The following is a 12,302-nucleotide window of genomic DNA, read 5'->3' as shown; positions in this document are numbered from 1 at the left end:
ATTGAAGAAGGTTTGGCTTAACCGTTATCCCGCGGACGTTCCGACGGAGATCAACCCTGACCGTTATCAATCTCTGGTAGATATGTTTGAGCAGTCGGTCACGCGCTACGCCGATCAGCCCGCGTTTATGAATATGGGGGAGGTAATGACCTTCCGCAAGCTGGAAGAACGCAGTCGCGCGTTTGCCGCTTATTTGCAACAAGGGCTGGGGCTTAAAAAGGGCGATCGCGTTGCGCTGATGATGCCTAACTTATTGCAATATCCAGTGGCGCTGTTCGGCATTTTGCGCGCCGGGATGATTGTCGTAAACGTCAACCCGTTGTATACCCCGCGCGAGCTTGAGCATCAGCTCAATGACAGCGGCGCATCGGCGATTGTCATTGTGTCCAACTTTGCTCACACCCTGGAAAAGGTGGTCGATAAAACTGCAGTTCAGCACGTTATCCTGACCCGTATGGGCGATCAGCTTTCCACGGCAAAAGGCACGGTAGTCAACTTCGTTGTTAAATACATCAAACGTCTGGTGCCGAAATACCATCTGCCAGATGCCATTTCATTTCGCAGCGCCCTGCATAATGGCTACCGGATGCAGTACGTCAAACCTGAACTGGTGCCGGAAGATTTAGCCTTCCTGCAATACACTGGCGGCACCACTGGTGTGGCGAAAGGCGCTATGCTCACTCACCGCAATATGCTGGCGAATCTGGAACAGGTTAACGCCACCTATGGGCCGCTGCTGCATCCGGGTAAAGAGCTAGTGGTGACGGCGCTGCCGCTGTATCACATTTTTGCACTAACCATTAACTGCCTGCTGTTTATTGAACTCGGCGGGCAGAACCTGCTTATTACTAACCCACGTGATATTCCGGGGCTGGTGAAAGAGCTGGCGAAATATCCGTTTACCGCTATCACCGGCGTAAACACCTTGTTCAATGCGTTGCTGAACAATAAAGAGTTCCAGCAGCTGGATTTCTCCAGTTTGCATCTGTCCGCAGGCGGCGGAATGCCCGTTCAGCAAGTGGTGGCAGAACGTTGGGTGAAACTGACCGGACAATATCTGCTGGAAGGTTATGGCTTAACCGAGTGTGCGCCACTGGTGAGCGTTAACCCGTATGATATTGATTATCACAGCGGTAGCATTGGTTTGCCGGTGCCATCGACGGAAGCCAAACTGGTGGATGACGACGATAACGAAGTGCCACCGGGTCAACCGGGGGAGCTTTGTGTCAAAGGGCCGCAGGTGATGCTGGGGTACTGGCAACGTCCGGATGCTACCGATGAGATCATCAAAAATGGCTGGTTACACACTGGCGACATCGCGGTGATGGATGAAGAAGGATTCCTGCGTATTGTCGACCGCAAAAAAGACATGATTCTGGTTTCCGGTTTTAACGTTTATCCTAACGAGATTGAAGATGTCGTCATGCAGCACCCTGGCGTACAGGAAGTCGCGGCTGTTGGCGTACCTTCCGGCTCCAGTGGTGAAGCGGTGAAAATCTTCGTAGTGAAAAAAGATCCATCGCTTACCGAAGAGTCACTGGTGACCTTTTGTCGCCGTCAGCTCACGGGCTACAAAGTACCGAAGCTGGTGGAGTTTCGTGATGAGTTACCGAAATCTAACGTCGGAAAAATTTTGCGACGAGAATTACGTGACGAAGCGCGCGGCAAAGTGGACAATAAAGCCTGAGCGTTAAGTCAGTCGTCAGTCGTCAGACGCCGGTTAATCCGGCGTTTTTTTTGACGCCCACTAAAGAGAATACAATTTGAATTACCAAATGATTACCACGGACGATGCGCTGGCTTCTTTGTGTGAAGCCGTCCGTGCCTTTCCGGCAATAGCCCTGGATACTGAATTTGTTCGTACGCGCACCTATTACCCGCAACTGGGGCTGATTCAACTTTTTGATGGCGAGCATCTGGCGCTAATCGATCCACTCGGGATCACCGACTGGTCACCGCTGAAAGCGATCCTGCGCGATCCGTCCATCACCAAGTTTCTCCATGCGGGCAGTGAGGATCTGGAAGTGTTCCTCAATGTCTTTGGCGAGTTACCCCAACCCCTGATTGACACGCAAATCCTCGCTGCTTTCTGCGGACGCCCGATGTCGTGGGGATTTGCTTCCATGGTGGAAGAGTACACCGGCGTTACGCTCGACAAGAGCGAATCGCGCACCGACTGGTTGGCAAGACCGCTAACCGAACGTCAATGCGAATACGCGGCAGCGGACGTCTGGTATTTGTTACCGATCACCGCAAAGCTAATGGTAGAAACGGAAGCCTCTGGCTGGTTACCTGCGGCGCTGGATGAATGCCGCCTGATGCAAATGCGTCGTCAGGAAGTCGTTGCGCCGGAAGATGCATGGCGTGATATCACCAATGCCTGGCAATTACGTACACGCCAACTGGCCTGTCTGCAACTGTTAGCCGACTGGCGCCTGCGCAAGGCGCGGGAGCGCGATCTGGCGGTGAACTTTGTCGTGCGTGAAGAGCATTTGTGGTCGGTTGCGCGTTATATGCCGGGGAGTCTGGGCGAGCTGGACAGTCTGGGTTTATCCGGTAGCGAAATCCGCTTCCACGGAAAAACGCTGCTTGCGCTGGTGGAGAAAGCGCAGGCAATACCGGAAGAGGCGTTACCGCAGCCAATGTCAAACCTGATGGACATGCCCGGTTATCGCAAGGCGTTTAAAGCGATTAAGTCGCTGATTACTGACGTGAGCGAAACGCACAAGATCAGCGCCGAATTGCTGGCATCGCGTCGGCAAATCAACCAACTGCTGAACTGGCACTGGAAACTGAAGCCGCAGAACAATTTGCCCGAGCTGATTTCCGGCTGGCGCGGTGAGCTGATGGCAGAAGCATTGCACAATTTATTGCAGAAATATCCGCAGTAAAACCTTCCTGAGCCGGACAGGGTGCGTCCGGCTTCAGACAAACTACAAATCCAACACCAGGCGTTTACTCTTCGCGCGTGAACAACAGATCAACATACTTTGCTGGCTGGCGCGTTCTTCATCGCTAAAATACTGGTCCCGATGGTCAGCTTCACCTTCCAGAATCGCCGTTTCGCAGGTCCCGCATACCCCTTCACGACATAAACATTCCACTTTCGCTGCTTTATTATTTTCAATAACCTGCAAAATAGTCATCTCTTCCGGCACCACAAACTCTTTACCGGAACGGGCGAGCACCAGTGTAAACGCATCGCCGGTTTTGTCTTCAATAGCAAACTGCTCAAAGTGCAGCGTATCGGCGGCGATGTCCAGACGTGCAGCTTCACTTCTTACCGCTTCATTTAGCGCCTCGGGGCCACAGGTATAAACGTGTGTGCCAGGTTCGATATCCGCCAATAATCGCGCTAATTCAAGTCGCGTTCCGGTCGATGAGTGATGAAAATGGATTTTCTCAGCCTGCGGATGTTGGACTAGCTCATCACGAAATGCGCAGCTTTCTGGATTTCGCGAGCAGTAATGTAGCTGCCAGTCGACGTCGCTGTGTTGCAACTCTGCCATGTGCGACAGGAAAGGGGTGATACCAATACCGCCCGCGATAAACAGATGCTTTCTGGCCGAGGGAATTAGCGCAAACAGATTATTAGGCGTCGAAATGGTCAATCGATCGCCTGCTTTCACCTGCTGATGCAAAAAGCGCGAACCACCGCGCGAGTTTTCTTCCAGTCGAACGGCAATCTGATAATGAGTTGTATCGAGCGGCGAACTCAGCAGTGAATACGCATTGCTGTACTGGTTATCAACATCGCACATCTGCACAATGACGTGACTTCCGCCAGTAAACGCAGGCAGCGGTTTGCCATCGGTTGACACCAGCGTGAAGCGTTTCACCTGTTCGGTAAGCGGTTCAACTTGGCTCACCTGTACTTCAAACATTTGATAGTCTGACATTGCTGTACTCCATCAAAAATCAGCCCGGCGGCGGAAAATACCGCCGCCGATGTCATTAGTCCTTAAACACCTGCGCCAGCAGATTATGGAAATGGGCGATACCGTGTTCGGAAATTCCGCTACCACTACTGTCGGCCATGATGCGCCCCTGACCACGATAGCCACGCGATTTCAGCCCTTTCTGTACGCTTTCAACCAGACGTAAATCCTCCGGACGGAACACATCGCGATACCACTCAATCAGCGATTTTTGTTCGTCGGTTAACTCTTCATTGGTGAAGTAAATATCGTAGTTTTGCAAGGTAGTTTCAGAATCCACCGGGAATTCATAAATGACCGTCATCATCCCTTTGATCGGCGTGACGTTCAGCATAGTGCACGGCCACAGCCAGAAACCGTGGAATGCCGCATCCGTACCTTCTTCAAATTTAAACGACTGTTCAGACGGTTTGGCGAAACCGTATTGCAGCGTCCAGTTACCGTGCATGGTGTGCCAGTAACGATCAACCTGAACGGAGTCGGAGAAACCTGGATGCGCCGGACCACAGTGATAGCACTCGAGATAGTTATCGACAATGTTCTTCCAGTTGGCAGGCGTGCGGGTGGTAAAGCGGGCCGCCAGTTTCAGGTCGTGGACTTCCGGGCAGGCTTCCAGTACTTTCTCTCCCAGACCGGGTAACTGATCTTCAACGCTGGTGGCGTTGGGGTCCATGTTGATGAAGACGAATCCGGCATACTCTTCCAGACGCACCGGGACCAGTTGCGCTTTGTCGCTGTCGAAATTGGCGACGTTTTCGCAGTTACGCGCATGGGCCAGGTTGCCATCGAGTTTAAATGCCCATGCGTGATACGGGCAGGTAATCACATTTTTTGCTTTTCCTTCACCGCTCAACAACTGATGACCACGGTGCGGACAAACGTTATAGAACGCGCGCAAAACCTTATCACGACCGCGTACCAGCACGATGCTTTCGCCAATGATCTCACGCGTCACGTAATCATTAGCATTCGCCAGTTCGCTACTGTGGGCGACGCAAATCCAGCTTTTAGCGAAGACGTTCTCTTTTTCGTGTTCAAAGGCGCTCTGATCGGTATAAAAACGGGCAGGAATGGTCCACGCCTCTTGCGGGTTAGCGCAAAAATTTTCGGGTAGTACAAAGTCAGGGCTCAGATTGCTCATAGGGATACCTTTATCGTTAGGATGATGGCGCTCAGTTGTCGCCTTTGAATACGGTTCCCGCAGAGAGCACTGGCGTTTTTTCCGGGGCTTCAACCGGTGTCTGCGGGAGATAATGTTCAACTTGATGAGCCGGAATGTCGGCGTAATCCTGTTTCAGCCAGCGAAGAAATCCGCCGACTTTCACCAGTAAAATGACGAGGAAGGGAAGGGCTGTGAGCACGACGGTGGTTTTCATCGTTTCCAGCGACGCGCCGGTGAACAGAATTGAAAGCGGGATCAGTGTGATCACCACGCACCAGAAAAGACGCAGCCCACGGTCAGGATCGTCACCTTCCTGGAGATTTCGCGTACTGGTCGCCGCCATGGTGTAGGCCACCGCATCCATATGCGAGGCAAGGAAAATAATCATCACGCCCAGGTATGCGGCGAGGAACAATTTACCTGCTGGCAAGGACATCAGAACTTGTTGAACGGCAGTTTCACCGCCCAGTGTTTCCAGCACCTGTGGGACGTTGATTACGCCATTGATAAACTGATGAATGGCATAGCTTTCCATTACACCGAAGAAGAACCAGCAACCAACGGTGCTGCCGAGGATCAGTCCCCAGATAACTTCTTTAATCTTACGACCGCGCGATACGCGGGTGACAAACATTGCCACGCCGGGCGTGTATGAGATCCACCACAGCCAGTAGAAAACGGTCCAGTTGCGGGTAAATGAACCATCGCCAAGCGGATCGGTAAATAAGCTCATTTGCAGGAAGTTTTGCGTGGTCAGGCCGATGGCATTGATGATGCTGTTGGTAATAAATTCGGTTGGGCCGACAATCAGAACCAGCAATGGCAGCAGGAAGGCGCCCCAGCCGACCATTTTGCTCAGACGTTGCAAACCGTTGTTGATACCAATCCACGAGCTAAGGCAAAAAATGCCGCCGGAAAGCAGGATAACAAAAGCCTGTACGGTGAAGTTATCCGGTAAACCAGTCAGCGCGGAAAGACCACGAGTAAAAGTTGCGGCGGTGACGACCAGGGAAATAGTCAGTGCACCGACAGTGGCGATCAGGAACATCAAATCAACCAGCTTTCCCCACGGACCTTGCGGGCGAACGCCGGTAATGGCGGCAATAATGCCGGAAAGACTCAGCCCCTTATTTTTCCGCACATGGAAGTGGTAAGCCATGATTAATGAGGCCAGCGTATAAGTTGCCCAGGCGCTGATGCCCCAATGGAAGAAGGAGTAGGGAACGCTAAATTCGAGTGCCTGTTGTGAACGCGGCGCGATATTTAAACCAGGCGTTTGATAATAATAGGCCCACTCAGCAATCCCCCAATAAAGCGTAGAAGAACCTAAACCGGCACAAATAAACATAAACAGCCAGGAGAGCGTGCTGTATTCCGGTTTTCCTTCGCCAAGACGAATATTGCCGTATTTACTGGTGGCTAAATAAATCACCAGTCCCATTGCCAGCAAAACCAATACCTGTACGGCGGAACCTAACGTACGCGTGACAAAAGTGTATATGGCGTTGGCCGCGTCGGCCGATTGTTGTGGAAAAAGGCTTAATGCAGCTGCGATGAAAAGAATGGCCACCAGGCTGATGCTTATCAGCGGCACGTCTTTTTTCTTAACATTGCTCATCATGAGTCATCTCCTGGGCATAAAAGCCCGTCTCTGGCTTTTGCCAGTTGTAATTATGTGCAGGGTAATGAATTGCATGTTGTGTTTAACAAATTGATTATTTGCATGTTACATAAATTAAACAATTAAGAATACGGAAAGCCATAAAACACGAAACGGAAACAATAAAAGGTGAAATGACGCAGGTTATTTACTGAAGAGAATGAATAAAAAAACCGCGTCAGTGACGCGGTTCAAATAAACTGGTTTGACCTTAACGCAAAATAATTTTGCAAATCGCGTCGGCAACCTGTGGTGTGGTGGCATTGCCTTTCATATCGGGTGTTTTCGGCCCGTGAGCAATCACTTCTTCAATCGCTGCCAGAATACCGTTATGCGCTTGCTGGAAACGCTCATCGCCATTGCCGAGGAAATCGAGCATCATTGCACCGGCCCAAATCGTGGCGATAGGGTTAGCAATATTTTTCCCGTAGATATCCGGCGCGGAACCGTGGACAGGCTCGAAGAGCGACGGAAAAGTACGTTCCGGATTCAGGTTGGCGGATGGGGCAATGCCAATGGTGCCGGTGCAGGCCGGGCCAAGATCGGAAAGGATATCGCCAAACAAATTGGATGCCACCACCACGTCAAAACGTTCTGGTTGCATCACAAAGCGCGCGCAGAGAATATCAATATGCTGCTTGTCCCAGTGGATCGCCGGGTAATTTTCTGCCATTGCTTCCACGCGTTCGTCCCAGTACGGCATGCTGATAGCTAAACCGTTAGATTTGGTGGCAGAAGTTAGCGTCTTACGTGGGCGGCTTTGTGCCAGCTCAAAAGCATAACGCAAAATGCGGTCGACGCCACGGCGGGTAAATACCGATTCCTGGATGACAACCTCATGCTCCGTTCCTTCGTTTAGCCGTCCACCCAGAGACGAGTATTCGCCTTCCGTGTTCTCGCGCACTACGTAAAAATCGATATCGCCAGGTTGTTTCCCCGCCAGTGGGCAAGGTACGCCAGGAAAGAGGCGGACCGGACGCAGGTTAACGTATTGGTCAAATTCACGGCGAAATTTCAGCAGCGATCCCCATAACGAAATATGGTCCGGAACGGTATCCGGCCAGCCGACAGCACCAAAGTAGATAGCGTCGAAACTGCTGAGTTGTTCATGCCAATCGTCCGGCATCATTTTGCCGTGATGGCTGTAATATTCGCAACTTGCCCACTCCATCTGCTCAAAGCTTAAGGCGAAGCCCCAGCGTTCAGCGGCAGCCTGTAACACACGAATCCCTTCAGGAAGGACTTCTTTGCCGATTCCATCCCCGGGTATTGCAGCGATCCGAAACGTTTTCATCATTGGGTTCTCACTTCCTGACCATCAAAATTGACAATACCCTCATCCTATAATTGACTGAAAAGGAATTAATCCCCGCAACTGGTGAAACATAAAACACGAATCATGAATAATTTACCGCTGCTGAACGATTTGCGCGTCTTTATGCTGGTGGCTCGCCGGGCTGGTTTTGCTGCTGTAGCAGAAGAAATGGGTGTTTCTCCGGCTTTCGTTAGCAAGCGTATCGCCTTACTGGAACAAACGCTGAACGTGGTGTTATTACACCGCACCACGCGTCGCGTGACGATCACCGAAGAAGGTGAGCGGATTTATGAGTGGGCGCAGCGCATATTGCAGGATGTCGGGCAGATGATGGATGAACTCTCCGACGTGCGCCTCGTGCCACAAGGGATGTTGCGTGTTATCAGTAGTTTTGGGTTTGGACGGCGAGTTGTTGCTCCGGCATTATCGGCGCTGGCAAAGGCTTATCCGCAACTGGAATTACGCTTTGACGTGGAAGACAGACTGGTCGACCTGGTTAATGAAGGCGTCGATCTCGATATTCGTATTGGTGATGACATCGCACCTAACTTAATCGCCCGCAAACTGGCGACCAATTACCGTATCCTCTGCGCGTCGCCGGAATTTATTGCACAACATGGTGCGCCGAAACATTTCACGGACCTTTCAGCGTTACCTTGTCTGGTTATAAAAGAGCGCGATCATCCATTTGGCGTCTGGCAATTGCGCAATAAAGAAGGAAACCACGCCATTAAAGTCACCGGCCCGCTATCGTCTAATCATGGAGAAATAGTGCATCAATGGTGTCTCGATGGTCAGGGTATTGCGCTGCGCTCCTGGTGGGATGTCAGCGAAAATATTGCCAGTGGCCATTTGGTGCAGGTACTACCGGAGTATTATCAGCCCGCGAATGTCTGGGCGGTGTATGTATCCAGGCTGGCAACATCAGCGAAGGTGCGGATAACGGTAGAGTTTTTACGCCAGTATTTTGCCGAGCACTACCCGAATTTTTCACTGGACCACGCCTGATTAATGATTCAATCATCGGGTCATTATCAGGTTAAAACCTGATTTTCTCCTTTCTAAGCCACTACAGATTGGTTAGCATATTCACCTTTAATCGCGCATTTCCCAAAGAAAATTAAAGAGGTTAACGTGTTCGCTGAATATGGGGTTCTGAATTACTGGACCTATCTGGTTGGGGCCATTTTTATCGTGCTGGTGCCTGGGCCGAATACTTTGTTTGTGCTTAAAAATAGCGTCAGCAGTGGAGTGAAAGGTGGTTATCTTGCAGCATGCGGCGTATTTATTGGTGATGCGGTATTAATGTTTCTGGCGTGGGCAGGTGTGGCAACGTTGATTAAGACCACACCGATATTATTCAACATCGTACGTTATCTTGGCGCGTTTTATTTGCTCTATCTTGGGGGTAAAATTCTTTACGCCACCCTGAAGGGCAGCAATAGCGAGGCCAAATCGGATGAACCGCAATATGGCGCTATTTTCAAGCGCGCCTTAATATTGAGCCTGACGAACCCGAAAGCTATTTTATTCTACGTGTCATTTTTCGTGCAATTTATCGACGTTAATGCGCCACATACGGGTATTTCGTTCTTTATTCTGGCGATGACACTTGAGATAGTCAGCTTCTGTTATTTGAGCTTCCTGATTATTTCCGGCGCCTTTGTCACGCAGTACATTCGCACTAAAAAGAAACTGGCAAAACTAGGCAACTCTCTGATTGGTTTGATGTTTGTCGGTTTTGCCGCGCGACTGGCGACGCTGCAATCTTAATGCTTTCCGCCCGCGATGCCGCGGGCTTCCCTCCTGAACGCTACCGCGCCTGGACGTTGGCACAGTGCTAAAAAGTAACCAATAAATGGTATTTAAAATGCAAATTATCAGGCGTACCCTGAAACGGCTGGAATAAACGGTTTTCAGCGCATTTACCGAAGGAGGGAGAAGGATGCTACAAATCCCACAGAATTACATTCATACACGCTCAACACCTTTCTGGAATAAACAAACCGCACCTGCCGGAATATTCGAACGTCATCTTGATAAAGGAACTCGTCCCGGGGTTTACCCTCGATTGTCCGTTATGCATGGGGCGGTCAAATATCTCGGCTATGCTGATGAACACAGCGCAGAACCTGATCAGGTGATCCTTATCGAAGCGGGGCAATTTGCGGTGTTCCCGCCGGAAAAATGGCACAACATTGAAGCCATGACTGACGATACTTATTTCAACATCGACTTCTTCGTTGCCCCTGAAGTCCTGATGGAAGGCGCAAAACAACGGAAAGTCATTCATACCGGGAGATGAATTATGGGCAAAGCAACGTATACCGTAACCGTCACTAATAACAGTAATGGTGTCTCTGTTGATTACGAAACAGAGACACCGATGACATTGCTGGTGCCAGAAGTTGCGGCGGAAGTGTTAAAAGATCTTGTTAACACGGTGCGCTCTTATGACACAGAAAACGAACATGATGTTTGTGGCTGGTAATTTTACCTGATAGAAAAATTCGCCATTTTATGCGCCATCGCAAAAAAAATATGCGTGATGCTCATCACAATTTTTACTTCTTTGATGTTGTGCTATGCTTTTTATTAGCGACCAACTCGCTAATACAAAACAGATAAGGAAGGATAAAATGGGCATTCTGTCATGGATTATTTTTGGGCTTATTGCTGGTATTCTGGCTAAGTGGATTATGCCAGGTAAAGATGGTGGTGGATTCTTCATGACTATCCTGTTGGGGATTGTCGGCGCCGTGGTCGGCGGATGGATCAGTACACTGTTTGGTTTTGGTAAAGTCGATGGCTTCAACTTTGGCAGCTTCGTGGTTGCGGTGATCGGTGCGCTTGTCGTGCTGTTTATCTACAGAAAAGTCAAAAGCTAACGCTGAAATAAAACAAAGGCTGCTTTTTCGCAGCCTTTGCTATTTTTACAGGTGGTGTTACCACCACCCTAGCTCGGTACCGAGGACGACAATAATCGCAACACCCATCATAATAATCGTTGTTTTTTTCATCTTTATGCTCCCGGGGCAGCATAGCCGCCAATAAAAAACCACGCTAAAAATACGACTGCCGTAATAAAGATTACGACAGGGAAAATAATACCGATTCGCATGTTATCACCAATCAAAAGGATGTGAATACGCCTCAGGAATCCAGAGCTGAATGCGCGACAAAAGGTTTTTTCTCTTTGTGTTTTTTCTCCTGGTACATTGCAATATCGGCGGCATGCAGGGCGCTGTCGGCATCGGTTGTTTCAGGATCCACTTCAATAATGCCAAGGCTGGCGCCAGGATAAAACAAGTCAACATCACCTAAGTGATATTCACCGCGTATTTGCTGCTGAATACGCTCACGCAATGACGGGATATCGGCATTTTCATTGGCCAGCGAAGCGACCAAAAATTCATCACCGCCGAGACGACCAATAATCTCGCTATTCTGATGTAGTGTATTAAGGCGCTGGCCAACCTGAATGAGAAACAGATCGCCACTATTATGACCAAAACGGTCATTGATTAATTTGAAGTTATCCAGATCGATAAAGGCAATAATTGCTTTACGCTTCAGATGCCGCGCGAGAGAAAAAAGTGTCGTCAGATTATCAAAAATTGCCCTTCGGTTCGGCAGTCCCGTCAAAGAGTCAGTATAGGATTGCGCAATCAACGCCGCATTAGCTTCACGCAATTGCTCAACCAGCGCCTCTTTTTGGATGTATTGTGTAATAAGCCCGGCGAATAACTGCAAAACTTGCTCTGCGCGTTCGCTCCACGGGCGTTTCTCGCTGCTGGCGGCGCAAAGCGTGCCGTAGAATGAGCCATCCGGTAAGTGAATCGGCGTGCTCAGAAATGTCGTGATCCCAAGATTGCGTGCCGCAATGCAGTCGCCCCAACGGTCAGGGACTTCATCGCTGAAAAAACAGTTCTCATCAATTGCGCGTTTGCACAATGAGTGATCCCAGGAAACGGTAAAATTCTCCGGGATGTGCATTTTCTGGCTATTACGGGCATACAAAATGTGTTGCAGGCGCGCGTCAATATCCACTTTTGTCAGATACGTCGACTCCATGTCGGTAACCATTTCTAGCATCTCCAGAAGTTGTCGGACCAGACTTTCCAGTGACTGTTCTTTGGCAAGGGATTGCGAGACGCGGGCGATAATCTGATCTGACACGAAACAACTCCAGGATACGGCGGGTAAATGCTGATTATTTAATCTTTG

General features: G+C 49.9%; 14 protein-coding genes. 7 read left to right on the top strand and 7 right to left on the bottom strand.

The window, feature by feature from the left end; genetic code table 11:
- Window position 1: 1 nt before the first annotated feature.
- Both fadD and rnd read left to right on the top strand, forming a co-directional pair.
- Complete coding sequence (fadD, locus tag FEM44_RS23915) at window positions 2-1,687, top strand: long-chain-fatty-acid--CoA ligase FadD (RefSeq protein WP_130259889.1); 1,686 nt, start codon at window positions 2-4, stop codon at window positions 1,685-1,687.
- Between the two features lie 88 nt (window positions 1,688-1,775).
- On the top strand, window positions 1,776-2,891 hold the full coding sequence (rnd, locus tag FEM44_RS23910) for a ribonuclease D (RefSeq protein WP_135522604.1): 1,116 nt from the start codon (window positions 1,776-1,778) through the stop codon (window positions 2,889-2,891).
- 42 nt (window positions 2,892-2,933) lie between these two features.
- On the opposite strand, the gene yeaX is transcribed toward rnd, so the two are convergent.
- The 4 genes from yeaX to dmlA all read right to left on the bottom strand — a co-directional run bounded on the left by yeaX (window position 2,934) and on the right by dmlA (window position 8,057).
- The gene (yeaX, locus tag FEM44_RS23905; protein WP_135522294.1) at window positions 2,934-3,899 is read right to left on the bottom strand and encodes a carnitine monooxygenase reductase subunit YeaX; all 966 of its coding nucleotides are present in this window, start codon (window positions 3,897-3,899) and stop codon (window positions 2,934-2,936) included.
- 55 nt (window positions 3,900-3,954) lie between these two features.
- Window positions 3,955-5,079, bottom strand: coding sequence for a carnitine monooxygenase, oxygenase subunit YeaW (gene yeaW, locus FEM44_RS23900; protein WP_135522295.1), 1,125 nt, complete (start codon window positions 5,077-5,079; stop codon window positions 3,955-3,957).
- Window positions 5,080-5,110: 31 nt separating this feature from the next.
- Window positions 5,111-6,721, bottom strand: coding sequence for a BCCT family transporter YeaV (gene yeaV, locus FEM44_RS23895; protein ID WP_135522296.1), 1,611 nt, complete (start codon window positions 6,719-6,721; stop codon window positions 5,111-5,113).
- Window positions 6,722-6,971: 250 nt separating this feature from the next.
- Complete coding sequence (dmlA, locus tag FEM44_RS23890) at window positions 6,972-8,057, bottom strand: multifunctional D-malate/3-isopropylmalate/tartarate dehydrogenase (RefSeq protein ID WP_135522297.1); 1,086 nt, start codon at window positions 8,055-8,057, stop codon at window positions 6,972-6,974.
- A gap of 102 nt (window positions 8,058-8,159) precedes the next feature.
- Between dmlA and dmlR the strand changes: the two genes are divergently transcribed.
- The 5 genes from dmlR to FEM44_RS23865 all read left to right on the top strand — a co-directional run bounded on the left by dmlR (window position 8,160) and on the right by FEM44_RS23865 (window position 10,963).
- On the top strand, window positions 8,160-9,083 hold the full coding sequence (gene dmlR / locus FEM44_RS23885; protein ID WP_130257682.1) for a DNA-binding transcriptional regulator DmlR: 924 nt from the start codon (window positions 8,160-8,162) through the stop codon (window positions 9,081-9,083).
- A gap of 126 nt (window positions 9,084-9,209) precedes the next feature.
- Window positions 9,210-9,848 (top strand): leucine efflux protein LeuE, encoded by a 639-nt coding sequence (gene leuE / locus FEM44_RS23880; protein WP_135522298.1) that lies wholly within the window; start codon window positions 9,210-9,212, stop codon window positions 9,846-9,848.
- Between the two features lie 181 nt (window positions 9,849-10,029).
- Window positions 10,030-10,380: a DUF1971 domain-containing protein YeaR gene (yeaR, locus tag FEM44_RS23875; protein ID WP_240726816.1), complete on the top strand. Its 351-nt coding sequence runs from the start codon at window positions 10,030-10,032 to the stop codon at window positions 10,378-10,380.
- 3 nt (window positions 10,381-10,383) lie between these two features.
- Window positions 10,384-10,566, top strand: a complete 183-nt coding sequence (locus FEM44_RS23870; RefSeq protein WP_064529220.1) for a DUF1869 domain-containing protein — start codon at window positions 10,384-10,386, stop codon at window positions 10,564-10,566.
- 148 nt (window positions 10,567-10,714) lie between these two features.
- The gene (locus FEM44_RS23865) at window positions 10,715-10,963 is read left to right on the top strand and encodes a GlsB/YeaQ/YmgE family stress response membrane protein (RefSeq protein ID WP_064529219.1); all 249 of its coding nucleotides are present in this window, start codon (window positions 10,715-10,717) and stop codon (window positions 10,961-10,963) included.
- Window positions 10,964-11,020: 57 nt separating this feature from the next.
- Here FEM44_RS23865 and yoaJ read toward each other — a convergent pair whose 3' ends face one another.
- The 3 genes from yoaJ to FEM44_RS23850 are packed head-to-tail and all read right to left on the bottom strand — an operon-like array spanning window position 11,021 to window position 12,254.
- Window positions 11,021-11,095: a protein YoaJ gene (gene yoaJ, locus FEM44_RS23860; RefSeq protein ID WP_001386836.1), complete on the bottom strand. Its 75-nt coding sequence runs from the start codon at window positions 11,093-11,095 to the stop codon at window positions 11,021-11,023.
- A 2-nt stretch (window positions 11,096-11,097) separates the two neighbouring features.
- Entirely contained in the window at window positions 11,098-11,196 is a 99-nt protein-coding gene (locus FEM44_RS23855; RefSeq protein WP_001219350.1) for a YoaK family small membrane protein, read from the bottom strand.
- Window positions 11,197-11,228: 32 nt separating this feature from the next.
- Complete coding sequence (locus tag FEM44_RS23850; protein ID WP_138159221.1) at window positions 11,229-12,254, bottom strand: sensor domain-containing diguanylate cyclase; 1,026 nt, start codon at window positions 12,252-12,254, stop codon at window positions 11,229-11,231.
- Window positions 12,255-12,302 lie beyond the last annotated feature (48 nt).

The sequence above is a fragment of the Escherichia sp. E4742 genome, assembly GCF_005843885.1.
Taxonomy (GTDB): Bacteria; Pseudomonadota; Gammaproteobacteria; order Enterobacterales; family Enterobacteriaceae; genus Escherichia.
This window is presented reverse-complemented; position numbering and strand designations above follow the sequence as displayed.